Origin of the sequence: Fusobacterium ulcerans ATCC 49185, from assembly GCF_900683735.1 — a bacterium.
Taxonomy (GTDB): Bacteria; Fusobacteriota; Fusobacteriia; order Fusobacteriales; family Fusobacteriaceae; genus Fusobacterium_A; species Fusobacterium_A ulcerans_A.
In genome coordinates this window covers 1,174,679-1,192,582 of record NZ_LR215979.1, presented here as the reverse complement: position 1 = coordinate 1,192,582, position 17,904 = coordinate 1,174,679, and the positions used below count along the sequence as shown (strand labels likewise).

Below are 17,904 nucleotides of genomic sequence, written 5' to 3'. Positions count from 1 at the left end.
CAACTCTTTGGGGTCAGTACAATCAATCTTCTCTTTTATATTTTATTTACTTCATTATAGATATTTTTAGATGCTCTAAATCTTACAGTTTTTGGTGGATAAATTTTCATAAGTTCTCTTGTTGCTGGATTTGATATTACTCTTGGTTTTTTTTCCAATATATCAAAAGTTCCTTTTCCTACAAATTTTACTTTTCCATCTTTTATGAGAACTTCTTTTACAGTTTCTAAAAAAAGATTTATCTCTTGTATAGCTTGTTTTAAGGTAATATCCCTCTTGCTCGTTTCCATATATATTTTTGCAAAATTTCTCTTATTCATTATCTCCTCCCTCTGTATTCACAGATTTTATTAATTCTCTTCCTGCTCTAAACTTTAATATTTTTTTAGGCTGGCTGTATACTTCTTTCTGAGTTGGAAGCACTATTTTTCTAGATTTAATATCTTTCTCTTCAAACACTCCCCAGTTTTTAAATACAACTTTTTTATCTTTAGATATAGCTTTTAATAATGCTTTCCAAAAATTATCTATTTTTTCTTTTGCTTCTTTTTGATTTTTAATTCTATTTCTTTTTTTATAAATTTTTAAAAAATCTTTTTCCGTCATGCCCTGTCACCTTTATTTTTTCATAGTTTTTAAAACAATACTTTTTAAAATATTTAAAATACTGCTTGACTTTTCCAATTAAAAATAATATTATTCTTTATAGCGAAATGGGAGTTGCCGCTCCCATTTCTGTACTAAAATATTATATTTCTAGTGGTAGACTGTTAAAATAAAAACTTATTTTAATAGTCTATCTTATTTTAAACTTATAAGTAACCCCTGCTCCTATTGTATTAGAACGTGGATATCCTGCTGTAGCTGCCCATTTAGCTGAGAATTTAAGATTATCTGTTGGAGCATATGCCACTCCTACAGCTACTGACTGTGAATTTTCATAGTGACCTATACCTGCTCCTATGCCTAGTTCTCCTGAATTTACATCTGTAAAGTCAACATTAGACATTGCAGACATTAAAGACATTCCTCTGTTTAATTTTGTTTCCATTTTATCCATTCTATTATTCAACCCATCTATTGCTTGCTTATTTGCTGCTACTGATTGTCTTATTTCTTCTGTGTTGATTACAGTATTTTGAATATATTTATCATGTTCTTCTAATTTTTCTTTATTATTTTCTATTTTTTCATTTAAACTTGGAGCTTTTCCATTATTAATATCTATAATTTCTTTTTCAGTTAATCCTGCGGCATTAGTCACTGCATCTAGCTGAGCCACATTTACAGCGTCAGTAGCATCGACTCCACCAGCTACATTTGTTATACGTCTTTCATTTCCTGTGCTTCCTACACTTACTACTCCTGATACAGAATCTTTATTTTGTATATTTGAATATTTAGTAACTGTATTTTCATAAGAACTTTTAGTTTCTGAATAACTACCAATAGCTACTGAATTATTTGCACTTGCTTTTGAATTAGTTCCAATTGAAACTGTGTTATCTGCATTTATTTCTTTACCTGCATTAGCTCCTAAAGAAACATTTCCATTTCCTACTGTCCCAACTCCAGATTCAGTACCTATAGCAGTATTATTATCTCCAGTTACTCCAACTCCTGACCAAAAACCAATTGATGTATTATTATCTCCAGTTGAACGTTGTCCTGAATAACTTCCAGAGCTAGTATTAAAACTTCCTTGAGTTTTATAATTTGATGCTTGACCAATCCCAACATTTTGATTTCCTACACTCTCAGCTCCTGCATTCTGACTTCCTATTGCTATATTAAGCCCTCCTTGTGCATTTTTATGAGAATTATATCCCATTGAAATATTGAATCCATTTGCTGATGTTCCAGTTATTGTATCTTTAAATTGACCAGCATTAGAACCAATTGCTACTCCTTGATTATTTTTTGCATTTCCCTTAGTTCCAGCATCATCCCCAATTACTACCTCTCCTAATCCTTTAGAATTTGTTTTGTTCCCAATCGCTATTCCCCCTACAGATTCTGTATTTGCTTTATTTCCAAGTGCTATACTATTTTTTTCTAAAGCATTTGAATCCCTTCCCATTGCTATAGAATTTTCACCAGTAGCTTTTGCTAAAGTTCCAGCTGCCATAGAATAATCTGCTGTTGCTTCAGAACTGGCTCCTATTGATGTAGAATATGCTCCTGTCACTGTATTACCACTTCCATAAGCAGAACTCCCTATTCCAGTTACATTATTTTTATATCCAACAGCTGTTGTGTAATTAGCATTCACAGCATTTTCAGACCCAATAGCATTTGAATATGCTTTTAATGCTTTATTATCATTTCCTATTGCAATAGCATTATCTGTTTTTACTATTACATTATTATCTGTAGGATGATTTTTAAGTTCAGCCCCTGCTATATTATTTTTTCCTATTGCAATAGAAGTATCATAAGCTTTAGAATTTAATCCAATAACAGTAGAATTACTTCCTTCTGCTGTTATATTACTTCCTATAGCTATTTGATTTTCAGTATGAGTCAAAATATTTCCATGAACTGCTGCTGCATTTTTACCTAATACTATACTTTCTGATACTTCAGAACGTGATTCAGTTCCTAGAACAATAGAGTCTCTCCCTCCATTTACTGTTCCACTTCCTATTGCTATAGCATTATTAGCCTTAGCATTAGAGTCTTTACCTATAGCGATAGAATTCTTATTGGAACTACTACTATTTTTTCCTATAGATATACTTTCAATACCTAAAGATTTTGCCTCATCTCCTATTGCTAATCCTGATTTCCATATAGAACTAGAACCATTTCCTATTACAACAGAATGTCCTCTTTGAGCTTTAGCATCTGTTCCAATAACAACTGAACTTTCTTTATTATAATCAGCATCAGTATAATTCTTATCTCCAGCACTTGCCCCATGCCCTATGACAATATTTTTTTCACCGTTTGCAACATTATCCGTTCCTTTTATTCCAATCACAATAGATGTTTCAGTCCCAGAATTTGCCATTACCTCCTTTTTATCTTTTCCATTAGTGGAAACATATACCTCTGCTTTAGCATTTAAGCTTATTAAGGCTGTTAATATAGCTAAAGTAAAAATTATTTTTTTTCTTTTCACGATCTTCCTCCTTAAATTTTTTTAAATATATATGACAACTTATATATACTTTAGCTAAAAAAAAAATAAAATTTGTTATTTTATTTTTGTCAAACTGTCAAACAATTTTTATTATTCCACTTTATTTTCTGGCTAAAAAACATATTATTGCATCTTTTTTTTTATAATATTACACACAATAAAAAAAGTCAAGTCTTTTTATCCTATGTAATATTATAATGATTACTTTTTTATTATATTTTTAATGCTATAAAGATATATTATAAATTTTAAAATTTTTAAATTAATTTTATAAAAATTTTTTAACTACTTTGAAATGAAAAGAATGCATTAATTCTTAATTAGATCACAAAATATAATTAAAATTTTATTTAAAGTATAAAGATATCTATTTATATTTTATAATTTAAAAAGACTATTATTAAAATAAAATAATTATCATATTTATTTTTTTTACAAGCTATTATTTATATTTGTTTTAATTTTAGCATTTAATAATTAATTATGCTTACTTTCTCAAATAAAAGGAAAATAAATGTTTTTAAGAATATCGATATATCCATAAAAAATTTTTCCTCTAAAAGATATTTTTAGTATATTAAAAAGAACTTTCATAATTGAAAGACCTCTTTTTAACTATAAAAAAAAAGCCACAAACAAAATTTATTTGTCTACAGCCTGAAGCTAGAAAAAATCTAACTTTTTTATTTTTTTATATTATAATAAAGCATAAACAAATATTTTAAATATACTAAGTGTAGTATAAAACTAAGTTCCCATCTAGGTACTATCATCAGTCAATACTATTCATATCATATGTGTTAGCAATACCTTTAGATCAAATGGTTTGTAACCTTTTTTGTTTAAAATATTTCTTAATAATTGATACTAAAAAAGAGAAGAAATTAATCTTCCTCTCTGTTAATCTATTTATAATTTTTATTTTTTTCAGTTTTTATTATATATTTGTAAGGAACTGAATTACATAGCCATACTCCATTTTCAGATAAATAAAAAACAATTCCGTCTTTTAACATTTCCTTAGTATTTATTAATAAAACCACTGGTACCCCATGTCTTTTTCCAACATTTATTGCTGTTTCTCTATCTGCTGAAAGATGTACATATTGTCTATTTCCTTTTATTATACCTTTTTCTGCTATGCTTTCTATAAAACGCTCTGCTGTTCCATGATATAGTATTTGTGGTGGTTCAACAATTTTAAACTCTATATCAATATTTATAGAGTGTCCCTGATTTGCTCTTATTTTAGTCTTATCCTTGTTAAAACTGTATCTATTTTTATTATTTTCATTAACTATTCTTTCTAATATATTCATATCAATATAGTTTCCAGAAAGTTTAATTCCATCTATTAGTTTGTCTACTTTTATCCAACCATATTTATCTAATGTTGCTTTTATTATACTAGGATCATGTCTTAGTATCAAACTAATAAACTTACCTAATTTTATATCATCTATTTTTTTCATTTTTCCTCCGAAATTATTTCTCCTTAATTTTTTGTTATCTCTATAGATGTGTTAATTTATAAACTTATCAAATATTTATCAAGAAATTTCATTAATAAGTCATCAAAAATTGATAAATGTGCCCTTTCCCCTAATTAAATTTTCATTTCTGTTAACTTAAAATTTATATGAACTATTTCTAAACTCCCATCTTAAATTAAAATAATTCTACATATATTTTAAATATGTTTTTATAAAGTCATTAGTACAACATTTTATTATTACTAAATTTTCTTATTTTTTAAATTTTTCAATTAAATTTTTTGCTACTATATTTGTTATTATTGCAAGGTTAAAATCTTGAAATTTCTACCATCTCTAATAAATTTTTCTCACATAAAATTACTCATTTATTAAAATAGAAATAGGAGGTTCTCTTTTCAAAATTATTCTTTAATATTTCCATTTTTATCATAATAAACTTCTTTTACTTCATTGTTATTATATGTTATTTCTCCAAAAAGCTCTCCACTTTCATAATATCTTTTTTCTACTCCAACTATTTTAGAAGATTTATAAGGAATTTCTAACCATAAATTTCCATTTTTATAATAAGTTTTTTCTATTCCCTCTTCTTTATCATTTATATAAAAAGCTTCATACCACAACTTTCCATCTGGATAATACCTTTTTCTTTCTCCATCTTTTTTACCTTTTTTATATGCAGTTACCTCATTTACTTGCCCATTTGGATAATATATTTTTTCTATTCCCTCTTTTATTCCATTTCTATATATTATCTCTTTTCTTAATTTTCCACCTTTATAATAACTTTTGTTCTCTCCATTTTTATCTGATATTATATGAAGCTTATTTTCTTCATATTTTTCTATAGATACTCCATCATAGGGTTTCTCTTCACCAATTACATAAATTACTCCATTTCTCTCTTCTAATCTTAATATATCTTCAACTCTCTCTTTCCCATAAATGACAATCGTTAATAACATGACTAATATTAATATAATTCTCTTCATAAATCCTTCCTCCATAGGTGTTATTATTTTTTATTATATCACGAAACAATAACTATGAAAGTATATTATTTATTAAATTTTTCATTTGAAAATAATATTTGTATATTCTCTTTTTTATATATTATTTTATATTTTCTATATTATTTAGTTATATAAAAATAATAGCTGTAAAATCCTGCCTTCATTTTTTCTAATATTAAAAATTATTTTTATTTAGTATTTTTTACCATCCCCATTTATTCCATTCCTCATCAAAAATTTTATTTACTATCTTATAAGCTGCTATACATAATATAATTACTGCAATCCCTGTTATTAGTATGGTTTTCATTTTTCCTCCTTGAAATAAATAGGTTATTATTTTCCCTGATAATTTCTTTTTTGCTAAATTTAATTCTATTAAGCTTTTCCAATTTTTTTCTATATTCCTTTTTACTAAATTTTCTGCTATTACCTATTTTTAATTAGTACTTCCTTCTTATTCATTATTTCATATATCTAATTCAATTATATTTTTTAATAAATTTTGTATTAATATATATCAGCCAATCTTTTCTTGTTTTTTAATTATGATATATAATAAAATAATCAATTTTTTATAGACAGAATTTTTTCAATTGTGTAAGTTTTTCTCCATTTTAAATATAATATTTTATTTGTAAAATTTTATACTCCAAATATATTTTTCTATAAAATACTGAATATAAGATCCCATATTATTATATAACCTATTCTTTCATGCTATTTTTTTATATTTTTCTTTAATTGCTTTTAAATAATTTTTACTATATACTAATATTAGTGTACCTATAAAATTTACTGGAGGAAAGATAATGACTAAGATGAAATTTTGGGAACTGATGGATGAATTCAGGGATAAAAGTAATGGGAATGATGAACTATTTCTTCAATATGCACATGAATATCTAAATAACTGTAATATAGAAGATATATATTATTTTAGTGGATATCTTGGAATCTGCAAATGAATCTATCTGGGTAGATATGGCTTGTAAAGTAATCAATGGATATGTAAGTGATGATACTGGATTATACTTCACATTATGGCTTATATCACAAGGAGAAGAAGTTCTTCTTAAAGCTCTTAGTGATCCTGATTCCTTAGTAGAAGTTCCTAATATTCCTTTTGGAAATGCTGAGTTTGAATTACTTATGAGTGTTACTTATGAATTACTAGGGGAAGAAATAGATATTGAAAAGAACAGTTCTATACAAATGAAATGTTTGGAAATAATAACTCCAGATATCAAATATAAAGATAATGATAAATATGGCAATTATGAGTCTTTTGAAGATGGAATGGAAGATGTTCCTAATATTCTTCCCAAGCTTATTGAAAGAAATTTTGATTGGAAAAATCTATATAAATTTTAATTTTATACTCAAGAATTATTATAAAAAATACTTATAATATTTATAATATAAGTTAGATATAGAGTTATTTACAATAAAAAAGAGCCAATATTCCTATAAATATTACAGGATATTTGCTTTTTTCTTTTTTTGTAATTTCAAATTTACTGCCTTTTAAAACAAAAAACTATTTAGTTAATATTCTGCATATTTTAAATTTTTTTTATATTTAATATTTCCTTTCCTACAAATAAGTCACTCTCTAAAAACTCTGTTAATGTCCTATTTAATGCTACTGGAACACATTTTTTATAATCATATAAAAACACTACTTTTAACAATGGGGAATAATTTTCACTTTTCAAATATCTTAACAATTCTCTATAATTCCACTTAAGGCACTCTAAAGCTATTTTTAATTCATTATGATGTGCAAGTTCAGAGTAATTAAATTCTGGAACTTCCACTTTAAAAGAGGCTTTCCTTCTTGTCATAAAGCTTTCTCTTAAAAGACTATGAACCTTTACCATAGAGTTTATTAATTTTTGTTCAAGCACATTATCAACTATTCTTTCCATTTAAGCACTCCTTTTTATTTAGATTATATCATTATTTTAATAAAAATCATTATTTTAAATAAAAAAGAGCTCAATTTAGATTAAAGCTCTTTTCTCCTATTATATTTCTTTATAACCTCTTTTATTTTTTTTAATTTTTCTTTATCTTTTTCTATCTTTTTTATCTTTCTTTTTTTTATAAAATTTTATAATTATTTAATTTGTTTATATCTTATTACAAAATCTATTTATTTATTTTTATTACTCAAGTTCTTATTTTTTCAAACTAGTAATTTATAATAAGATTTTTATAGATTATCCATCTTATTCTTATATTTAGTAAAATATTGTATTTCAATATTAAAAAAGATATAATATACTTAAGAAAGAGCAAAAACATATGTAATTAGTTAGTGAAAAAACATCTTTCTATGCTATAAGATAATCTCAAAGATAAATCAAAAATTTTATGTTTTATAAAAAGTTAATATATTTTATTGTATAAAAAGGCAAATTTATTTTAATTTTATTGGATGTCAAGGGAGGATTTATGAGTAAACATAAGAAATATAAATTACCAAATGTTATAGAAGAGGATGTACTGCCACGTGATTATAATATGGCAGACTGGAAATATGAAAAACTAGTAGAACAAATCAGAGAATTTGAAGAAATACTTGATGATGATCATGAGGTTGCTTTAAAGCTTGCATCTTTTGGTTCTTCTGTTGTAATGTCAGTTACAGATATTGGCTATCAGAATCCAGATATTCTATATTTTTATGGATTTGTAGATGGAAAGGAAGCTCAATTAATACAACATATCAGCCAGCTTAACTTTTTAATTACTTTTGTAGAAAGAGAAGATAAATCCAAACCAGCTAGACGTATAGGTTTTGCATTACCTACTATATCTGAAACTGAAGGTAAAAATGAAGTGGAAAATTCTGAAAAAAGCTTGTGATTGTCAAAAGATAAAATTTATGATTTAAATTTTAATTCTATAAACCAAAAGAGATGTTTCCTAGATTTAATAATCTCAGTAATATCTCTTTTCTTATAATTATTATATCTTATTTTATCTAACATTAAATATCATTCAATAAATTTATATCAAAAGGTAAATATTAGCTAAGTAGTTTTTAAACAAGAAGCTGCAAATTGATTATTAACTGATAAATTTTAAAATTATTTTTTATTCTAAATCTAATATTTTTTCTTTAATGATAGAATATTTAGAAAAGATTTTTATCAGATATTAATCTATATTTTTTCTAAATATATAGCTATCTTTACAATAAAAATTTCTCTAATAATTAAAAAAAGGCTAAGTTTCCTCAGCCTGATCTATTTAAAATTATCTAGTTTTTATGCTAGAAGCTTGTGGTCCTTTTTGACCTTGAGTTACTTCATAAGTAACTTCTTCATTTTCTTCTAAAGTTTTAAATCCATCTTTTTGAATTTGAGAATAGTGAGCAAAAACCTCTTTCCCATCTTCACCTGTAATAAATCCAAAACCTTTGTCTTGATTAAACCATTTAACTGTACCTTTCATTTGTTACCTCCGTAAATATAATTTTTTAATGACATAAACCTATCATTTTGATAGCATCCTCAAATATTAATTTAAGAATGTTGATAAAATTTAATACTTACTAATGGTAATTTCAAAGAAAGAACTTTATTAAATATTAAAACAATTTTCAAAACATATAAATCTCTTTATCACTATACAAGTATTATACACTAGTTTTTAAATTTTGTACACCTTTATTTTTTTATTTGTAATTTTTTTGAATTTTTTTCTCTTCAAGTACTTGTTTATTACAGTCTAGCTCATTTACAAATATTTAAAAATAAAATTTTACCATGCTCTAAAAGAAATTTTTTCATATAATTCTACACTTTTCTCTTTCAACATATCAGCAAGTTCTTTATTATAATTTTCAATTTCTTTTTTTAAAAAACCACATATTTCATTTATTTTAGTTAAAAGATTGACTAGTTCCTCTTTTATTTCATGTTCATTTTTGAATTCTGTTTCCTTTAGAAAAAATATTATCTCCTCTTCCTTCCTCATTACAGGAAGTTTTATTCCTTCTATTTTGTCTGGTGATACTTTTAATAACTCCCCACTTCCAGAGAAAGGCAGTGAAAATCCTATTCTATTTTTTTCTTCCATTTTTTTTATCTCATTATATGAAAAATTCAAATGCTCTATCCTGTTTTCATTATAAATTTTTTCTACAATTTTAGAAAATTTTAAAAAATTAGTTTTTCCTTTTTTAGTTTCATTTTCCAAATCTCTCAAAGCATAATCTCTCATTCTGCCCAAATAAGTACTGCAAATTGTTCCAGTAAAAATAACGAATCTATCTTCCATATTGTAATCCCCCTGTTCTCTTTGCCATTAAATTTGTAATAGAAATTGTCCTTCCAGAATTTATTTTACCTTTTCCAAATTTATTCATAAATTTTAATTCTCTATAATACATTATATCATACTTTTTAGATTTATTTTTTATTATCTCATTTTTTAATTTCTATTTTAGCAATAAAGAATCCAATTGAGAGTTTTATTTTATTTAAATTATCTTTTTTATATTATTGCTTTTTTATAAAATATAGTATACAATATACTAATTTAATTATATAAGATTATTTAGGTTTAATTTTATTTTTTCCCTTAATATTCTCTTAACCAAAATTTTATATTTATTTTTTTAGTTGTGTAAATTTTTTTCATTGAAAATAATTTTTGATTATGATATAGTCTAAATGCTATGAATAACTAGGGGGGATTTTAAATGGAAGTGAAAAAAGCTAAGGTAGATGAAAGTTTAATTTTTATGGGGCTTCTTACTTTTATTGGAGGATTTATCAATGCATATGCATTTTTTACCAGAGGACAAGCTTTTGTCAGTATGCACACAGGGAATATGGCAAAAATAGGTTTATCTTTATATCAAAATGATTTCAATATGCTTATATCTAGTATAGTTCCTATTACAGGATGTCTTTTAGGAGCTGTTCTTGCTCAATTGTTAAAGTTCAGTTTAAAAGAATATGAGGTACCAAAGTTGCAAAAAGCTCTTTTACTTGCAGAATTAATTGTTTTATTAGGAGTTGGTTTTATTTCTACTTCTTCTTCTAATAATGCAGTAAATTTTTTACTCTCTGTAATAACAACTTTCCAGTTGAGCAATTTCAGAAAATATAATGGCAATGTGCATAACAGTACTATTGCTACAGGAAATCTAAGAACTCTTGGAGCACACATTGGAGATATCTTTATAAAAAAAGATTCTGCTTCTGTTAAAGTTGCTTCTAAATATTTCATTCTAGTATTTTCTTTCCCAGTGGGTATATTCTTTGGTGGACTTTTAAGTACTCTATGTGGAATATATGCTATATGGTTCTGCTGTATTATCTTGCTATTTTTAGCTTATTTAGTAAATTCTGAATATAAATAATCAAGCAGAGTAGATATAAATTAAAATATAATTTTGACTTTTTTAAATAAAAAAATTAGTTATTAATTTAATAATCTCAGCAGCTATAACAGTTAAAATTTATTAACTGCTTTAGTTGCTGAGTATTTTTTTATCTATACTTCTTCATTAGATTTTCTTTATTTCTATCTCATCTTTTCCTATATACAAATCACTTCCTAAAAATTCTCCTAAGCTCATATTTACAACTGTTGGAACACAATATTCATAATCATATAAAAATATTACTTTTAATGATGGAGAGTAGTTTTTATTTTTAATATACTTTAGTAATTCTTTATAGTTATGCTTTAAGCATTCTAAAGTATTTTTCAATTCTGTGTAATATACTAGTTCTGAATATTGAAACTCTGGAACAATAATTTTAGTTTTTAATTTCTCTTTCTTCTTAAAGGATTCTTTTAGTAATTCATGATACAAAACCATAGAATTTATTAATTGCTGATCTATATTATTCTTGACTATTCTTTTCATTTTATATCCCATCCCATCTATATATATCTTCTTCTATTTTGATTATATCATTTGTACTTGATTTTTTAAATAGCTTTTAAAAAATAAAATTCACCATATTTTCTAAGTTTAGCATTTAAGACCAAAACAAAAAATAAAATTTTATAAATATTTTTTTAATTATCTTACTTTAAATATAACTACGATTATTTTAGAAAAAATCCTTTATTTCTTTATTAAAAAAATATTTTATAATTATCCCATATTAAGAATATATATCTTTTACTCTATAATATGTTTTATTTAATATTCAAAAATTAATTTTTACCTTTAATTCGAATTTATCATTGATATTTTTCTTGGATTATATTATAATTAACAAAAGCAGACTTAAATAATATTTTTTGATATAAAGTTGATTTTTGTCTTGATAGGGGGAGAGAATTTTATGACAATTTTAAATAAATTAAATAAATATTTTATACTGATTCTCAGTCTTTTTCTTATATTTCTTTTTTCTGCACTTTCACTTATAAATTTTTTCAAATCTTTTTATGCGAACGAAATAGATTTGTATAAGGAAAAATTAGAATATCGTTCTATATTGCAAAGTACAATTATAAAAAATCATTTAAAAAATAATATGATAGTATTAGAAAGTGCTGCTGATATTTTTACTCATAATGAAAATATCAATACTGAATCTATAACTAAAATTATAGAAAAATTGAAAACTTTGACTCAATTTGACCGAGTTTTTATAGCACAGAATAATGGAAAGGCAGCTTTTGCCAATGGAGATACTTATGATATTTCAAATAAAGATTACTTCCTAAATGCTATGAAAGGAAAACATGAGATAACAGAAATTACAGATTCATTTTTTGAAAAGGATGCTCCAATATTTTTAGAAACAGTTCCTATTGTAGTCAATAATGAAGTTATAGGGATAGTTGGAGGAGTTTATAAATTATCTACTTTTTCCTCTTTACTCAACGAGAGTCTTCAAGCTGAAAATGGTTATCTTATTTTAGCAAGCAGCTCTCAGGAATTTATTTTAAAATCTTCTAATATTAATAAAATAATAGCTGAAAATAATATTTGGGATTTTCTTTCTAATGCTACTTTTGATGACAACAATGCTGCTGAAAAAATTAGAAAAGATATTGTGACTCAACAAAATGGTTTTGCTGAATATATCCATGATGGAAATGCAGAATTTGCTTATTACAGTCCTCTAGGAATAAATAATTGGTATATTATATCTGTACTCTCTGTTGAAGCAGTACAAAATCGTTTAAAATTTATTCAGGCTATTATGAGTGCTCTTACTATAAAAGTATCTATTATTTTTATTTTTGGAATACTTTCTATTCTCTATTTTAATAAGAAAGCAAAAGATGAACTTATTGCAAGTAATGAAAAACTCAAACTGGATGAAGAGATATTTAGAGTTGCAATGGATAAAACTTCAAATATAGCTTTTGAATATAATCAGAAAACAAAAACTCTTACATTTAAAAATTCAGTTCCTAAAGGACACCAACTGATGCAGATAGTTGAAAATGTTCCTGAAAGCCTTGTGGAAAATAATTTCATTTTTGAAGAATCTATTGATGAATTTCTGCAGATATATAAGAGAATATTTAATAAAAACGTAAAAACTTCATCAGGGATTATTAAAGTAAGAACTAATAATGACTCTTATCTTTGGGAAAGGCTTACACTTACCAATATTTTTGATAATGATAAAAACATACTCAGAACTGTTGGGGTTATTGAAAATATTACTGAAGAAAAAGAAAACGAATTATCTCTTTTTCTCAAAAAACAATATTTTGAAGCTCTGCAGACTGATAATATATCTACATATGAAATAAATTTATCCAAAAATACGATAAACCCTTTTAATAACTCAAGTAAAAAGAAAAATTATGATAAACTTTTTGAATATTTTCTAAAACGTAAAATACATAGTGATGATATTGAGATCATGAGAGAAAGATTTTCAAGAAAAAATATGCTCATTTCATATTTTAATGGTATCAATGAATTCAAAGTAGACTATCGTACAAAATATGCTGATGGAGTTTATAAATGGGCAGAATTCTATATACATGTGATAAAGAAATTATCCACTGATGAAATAAAAGGTATTCTCCTCATAAAAGATATTTCCAACATAAAAGAACTTAAAGAAATGTCAGAAAAAGACCCTTTGACTTCTCTATATAATCGCAGAGCTACTAAGAAACATATCGACAATTTCCTTGAAAGTACAAAGGAAGATACTACATCTTCTCACGCTTTTATTATTTTGGATCTGGATAATTTTAAAACTCTCAACGATACTCTTGGACATATTATGGGAGATATTGCTCTCCAGGAATTTGCATTAAAATTAGTAGAATGTTTTAAAAATCAAAGTATCATTGGAAGGCTAGGAGGAGATGAATTTATTATCTTCTTAAAATATATTTCTTCAAAAAATGAACTGAAAGAAATTCTGAAAAAAATCTTAAATGATTTCTCTGTAACATATGGTCATTCTGATATTTCAGTAGGTATTTCTGCTTCTGTTGGAGTTGCTATAGCTCCACAAGATGGAAATACATTTCAAGAGTTGTACAAAAAATCAGATATAGCCCTTTATAATATAAAAAATGCTTCTAAAAATAACTTTTCTTTTTATAAATAATATACACTATATTAAAAGATATCTCTAATCAATAAATTGGTGATATCTTTTCTATTTTCTCAGTACTTAAACGGAACTTTATACTAATATATTATGTATTTTTTTTAAACAAACAAAACCATTTCAAAAAAATATAAAAATTTTTTTCGTATACAAAAAAAATATGATTTTTTTAATCTACTTTCGTTCACAAACCAGCTCGTTGTCTGTTTTTTTAGTATTTTTATGTTGATAATATTACAAAAGTAATTTTATATTTCTATATATTTTTTTATTTTTCTATTGAAAAAAATTTATTTTTCTATATAATATAGTCGTTAAATGTTTCTATATTAATACTGGGAGAAGATTTTATCATTTTATACATAAACTTAATTTACTTAAGGAGGAAAAAAATGATAAATATTCATACTATTCATGCCGCACAAGATGGTGATGAAGACGCCATACAACAAATCTTTGAAAGTTTTAAACAACTTATGATCTTCAAAACAAAAAAATATTTCTTTCATGGTGGTGATAGAGAAGATGTTATGCAGGAAGCTATGATTGGGCTTTTAAAAGCCATTAACGCTTATGATGAAAATAAGAATGCTTCTTTTACAACCTTTGCTCTATTATGTATCAAACGTCAGATCATAACAGCTTTAAAAAATTCCAATTCTGGAAAAAACAGAATATTAAATATGGCGGTTTCTACTTCTTCAGATGATGAAGATGAAGCAGATCTTACATATGACAATAAGTCATTTAATTTTTACAATCCAGAAGAAATCTATCTAAGCAAAGAAAAGATGAAATATCTGAACAAATATTTAAAAACACATTTAAGCCCTATGGAGAATGAGATTTTTGAATATATGCTTGCTGAGATGACTTATACTGAAATAGCAGAAAAAACTGGAAGAGAGTTAAAGTCTGTAGACAATAGTATTCAAAGAATAAAGAAAAAACTTAAAAACTTTATTGAAGAATATGAAAAGGAATAGAAAAGAAAAATCCCTTTACAAAGTATATAATACTCTGTAAAGGGATTGGTTCTTTTAAATTTAAATTACCATTAGTTTTTCTAAAAACAGCAGTTCAGCCACAACTACTCCCATAAGTCCTATTCCCAACATAATTAAAAATAATTTTACCTTCAATTATCTGCTTCCCCCTATAAGTCTAAAATACCTAAATTAAATTTCTAATATTATACCATATTTTTAATAAAAATTTAAATTAAATTATTATTTTTTTCATTGATTAAATCTATTTTTTCACTTTTACACGTTTTAGTGGACTTTCTATCCTATACTTTATTTTTTAATTTTATTCTTATTGTTTTTTAAATATTTATACCTCTCTTGATTTACTTAAAATATTTCTTGTGTTATAATGTTAAAATAATATTTGATGGGGATATTCTTTTAATAAAAAAATTATTTTATGTGAATATTAGTACAGTAATTATCAGATATATTTTTAAAATACCAGGAGGAATAATGTTTCAACTTTTTGAATCTACTGATATTAAAATTTTATTTTTTATTCAGGAACACCATAGAAATCTTTTTCTGGATAAGTTTATCCCAATGGTGACAAGACTAGGTGATTTAGGATTTTTCTGGATAGCACTTGCCTGTATTTTTATATTAATAAAAAAATATAGAAAAATTGGAATAATGATTTTTATAGGAATTTTCCTTTGTGCTTTAACTGGAAATATTATTCTCAAACCTTTAGTAAAGAGAATAAGACCATTTGATTTGGTTAATTTTACACAATTGCTAATTTCAGCTCCAAAAGATTTTTCTTTTCCTTCTGGACATACAATGGCTTCTTTTTCTTCTTCCACTGTGATAATTTCCCAGAATAAAAAATGGGGTATATTTGCTTTTATTCTTGCTTTTTTAATAGGGTTTTCAAGATTATATCTTTTTGTTCATTTTCCTAGTGATGTCATAATAGGAGCTTTTATTGGATGTATATTAGGAATAATTTCAGTAAAATTATATAATAAATTTGTTCAAATATAAAAAAACTCCCCTTAAATTTGGGGGAGCTTTTTTTATTCTGTTTTAAAATGATAATTTATAAAATGTAGGATTATTTATTGGTGATTGTACAAATCCCTTTACTTCTTTCCTTATTCCTGCACTTGCTGGCATAAAGTAAATTGGAAGAATTGGTACTTCTCTGTTCATAACGTCCTGAGCTCTTGCATAAATTTCTGCTCTCTTTTGAGGATTTAATTCCACTTTTCCTTCTTCTAATAATGTGTCAAATTCTTTATTGTCAAAGAAACTTCTATTTCCAGAGTTTCCTTTCATACTGCTGTGGAGCATAGGTGTAAGTCCATAATCAGCATCTCCTGATGAATTTGACCATCCTATCATAAATAAATCACTCTTTCCGCTTCCAGTAGTATTCAAGAAAGTTGCCCATTCTAGTATTTCTATTTTTATATTTATTCCAATTTCTTTTAATTGAGCTTGCATAATTTCAGCCATTTGTTTTCTTAGATCATTGTTACTTGTTACTATAGTAAGATCAAGAGTTTCATATCCTGCTTCATTTAATAATTTCTTAGCCTCTGCTGGATTATACTCAAAAGGCTTTGTATCCTTTGAATATCCTACCACTCCTGGTCCAAGAAGACTATTAGCTTTTTCTACTGCTCCCATTAAAACTGAGTCTATAATAATATCTCTATTTATTCCCATAGCAATAGCTTTTCTAACTCTCACATCCTGCAATGCTCCTTTAGAAGTATTGATTCCTAAATAAGCAACTCCCAGAGAGCTTATTTCCTCTATTCTTACGTCTTCTCTTCCTGCAAGGATCTTTCTGCCTATAGAGTCTATATCACCTGTTATATGGTGCTCTCCTGTTTCGATAGCAATAACTCTGCTGTTCTCTTCAGGTACTGCTCTTACTTCAACTATTTCTATAGCAGGTTTCCCTCTAAAATAATCATCATTTCTTTTAAGAGTCATATAATCCCCAGGTTTCCATTCTACAAGAGCATAAGCCCCAGTTCCAAGTGGATTATGATTAGTATTTTCTGTAGTTTCATAGTATTTTTTATTAAGAATTGAAGCAGTTATATGTGTTAAGTGATGCATAAGAGACCCTGATGGTGTACTTGTTTTAAATATAGCTGTATATTTATCAGGAGTTTCTACAGTATCTATCATTGAATATAAAGTTCCTACTTTTGCAGATTTTTTAGCATTTTCAAATGTATATTTTACATCTTCAGAAGTAAATTCATCTCCATTTTGAAACTTAACTCCTTTTCTTAAATTGAATTTTAATGTTAAAGGATCTACTTGTTCCCAACTTTCTGCCAATCCAGGAACTATTTCTAATTTCTCATTAGTTTCTATAAGTCTGTCAAAGATATTTGAAATTATTCTTCTAGAATACACATCTGTAGCTTCATGTGGATGAAGTGTCACTGTTTCACTACTCTGGCTGTATATCAGTTTATTTTCTTTCGGTTTTCCTGCTTCAGCTGCTTTTTCTTTTCCACAACCAATAAGCAGTAAGAGTGGCAATAGTATCCACAATACTTTCTTCATAATTATTCCCCCTAATATATTTATTTTCTGCTTCAATTTAGATAAGTCTATCAGAAAAGAACACTAATAGCAAATAAATAGCATGAATATGTCACATTTATTATTTGT

15 protein-coding genes and 1 pseudogene are annotated in these 17,904 nt (G+C 25.6%); 6 read left to right on the top strand and 10 right to left on the bottom strand.

Features of this window, described 5'->3' with window-relative positions:
* Positions 1-35: 35 nt before the first annotated feature.
* The 5 genes from E0E45_RS05280 to E0E45_RS05260 all read right to left on the bottom strand — a co-directional run bounded on the left by E0E45_RS05280 (position 36) and on the right by E0E45_RS05260 (position 5,633).
* On the bottom strand, positions 36-320 hold the full coding sequence (locus E0E45_RS05280; RefSeq protein ID WP_130890210.1) for an HU family DNA-binding protein: 285 nt from the start codon (positions 318-320) through the stop codon (positions 36-38).
* Positions 313-606: an HU family DNA-binding protein gene (locus tag E0E45_RS05275; RefSeq protein WP_130890209.1), complete on the bottom strand. Its 294-nt coding sequence runs from the start codon at positions 604-606 to the stop codon at positions 313-315. Before E0E45_RS05275 ends, E0E45_RS05280 begins: the two co-directional genes overlap by 8 nt.
* A 190-nt stretch (positions 607-796) precedes the next feature.
* Positions 797-3,124, bottom strand: coding sequence for a YadA-like family protein (locus tag E0E45_RS05270; protein ID WP_130890208.1), 2,328 nt, complete (start codon positions 3,122-3,124; stop codon positions 797-799).
* Positions 3,125-4,050: 926 nt separating this feature from the next.
* Positions 4,051-4,617 carry an RNA 2'-phosphotransferase gene (locus E0E45_RS05265; RefSeq protein WP_130890207.1) on the bottom strand — a complete coding sequence of 189 codons (567 nt, stop codon included), beginning with the start codon at positions 4,615-4,617 and terminating at the stop codon, positions 4,051-4,053.
* Between the two features lie 425 nt (positions 4,618-5,042).
* Positions 5,043-5,633: a toxin-antitoxin system YwqK family antitoxin gene (locus E0E45_RS05260; protein ID WP_172604146.1), complete on the bottom strand. Its 591-nt coding sequence runs from the start codon at positions 5,631-5,633 to the stop codon at positions 5,043-5,045.
* Positions 5,634-6,466: 833 nt separating this feature from the next.
* Between E0E45_RS05260 and E0E45_RS05250 the strand changes: the two are divergent.
* Positions 6,467-7,028, top strand: a pseudogene (locus E0E45_RS05250) (DUF4240 domain-containing protein).
* Positions 7,029-7,219: 191 nt separating this feature from the next.
* Here E0E45_RS05250 and E0E45_RS05245 read toward each other — a convergent pair.
* Positions 7,220-7,585 (bottom strand): hypothetical protein, encoded by a 366-nt coding sequence (locus E0E45_RS05245; RefSeq protein ID WP_130890203.1) that lies wholly within the window; start codon positions 7,583-7,585, stop codon positions 7,220-7,222.
* Between the two features lie 529 nt (positions 7,586-8,114).
* Between E0E45_RS05245 and E0E45_RS05240 the strand changes: the two genes are divergently transcribed.
* Positions 8,115-8,528 (top strand): DUF6173 family protein, encoded by a 414-nt coding sequence (locus tag E0E45_RS05240; protein ID WP_130890202.1) that lies wholly within the window; start codon positions 8,115-8,117, stop codon positions 8,526-8,528.
* A 393-nt stretch (positions 8,529-8,921) separates the two neighbouring features.
* On the opposite strand, the gene E0E45_RS05235 is transcribed toward E0E45_RS05240, so the two are convergent.
* Positions 8,922-9,119, bottom strand: a complete 198-nt coding sequence (locus E0E45_RS05235) for a cold-shock protein (protein ID WP_130890201.1) — start codon at positions 9,117-9,119, stop codon at positions 8,922-8,924.
* 309 nt (positions 9,120-9,428) lie between these two features.
* On the bottom strand, positions 9,429-9,947 hold the full coding sequence (locus tag E0E45_RS05230; protein ID WP_130890200.1) for a hypothetical protein: 519 nt from the start codon (positions 9,945-9,947) through the stop codon (positions 9,429-9,431).
* 424 nt (positions 9,948-10,371) lie between these two features.
* On the opposite strand from E0E45_RS05230, the gene E0E45_RS05225 reads away from it, so the two are divergent.
* On the top strand, positions 10,372-11,037 hold the full coding sequence (locus E0E45_RS05225) for a YoaK family protein (RefSeq protein ID WP_130890199.1): 666 nt from the start codon (positions 10,372-10,374) through the stop codon (positions 11,035-11,037).
* 147 nt (positions 11,038-11,184) lie between these two features.
* Here E0E45_RS05225 and E0E45_RS05220 read toward each other — a convergent pair whose 3' ends face one another.
* Positions 11,185-11,550 (bottom strand): hypothetical protein, encoded by a 366-nt coding sequence (locus tag E0E45_RS05220; protein WP_130890198.1) that lies wholly within the window; start codon positions 11,548-11,550, stop codon positions 11,185-11,187.
* 427 nt (positions 11,551-11,977) lie between these two features.
* Between E0E45_RS05220 and E0E45_RS05215 the strand changes: the two genes are divergently transcribed.
* The 3 genes from E0E45_RS05215 (at position 11,978) to E0E45_RS05205 (ending at position 16,248) form a co-directional block, all read left to right on the top strand.
* Entirely contained in the window at positions 11,978-14,227 is a 2,250-nt protein-coding gene (locus E0E45_RS05215) for a sensor domain-containing diguanylate cyclase (RefSeq protein WP_130890197.1), read from the top strand.
* Positions 14,228-14,622: 395 nt separating this feature from the next.
* Positions 14,623-15,216: a sigma-70 family RNA polymerase sigma factor gene (locus E0E45_RS05210; RefSeq protein WP_130890196.1), complete on the top strand. Its 594-nt coding sequence runs from the start codon at positions 14,623-14,625 to the stop codon at positions 15,214-15,216.
* Positions 15,217-15,714: 498 nt separating this feature from the next.
* Entirely contained in the window at positions 15,715-16,248 is a 534-nt protein-coding gene (locus E0E45_RS05205; RefSeq protein WP_130890195.1) for a phosphatase PAP2 family protein, read from the top strand.
* Positions 16,249-16,290: 42 nt separating this feature from the next.
* On the opposite strand, the gene E0E45_RS05200 is transcribed toward E0E45_RS05205, so the two are convergent.
* Positions 16,291-17,796 carry an ABC transporter substrate-binding protein gene (locus tag E0E45_RS05200; protein WP_130890194.1) on the bottom strand — a complete coding sequence of 502 codons (1,506 nt, stop codon included), beginning with the start codon at positions 17,794-17,796 and terminating at the stop codon, positions 16,291-16,293.
* Between the last annotated feature and the right edge of the window lie 108 nt (positions 17,797-17,904).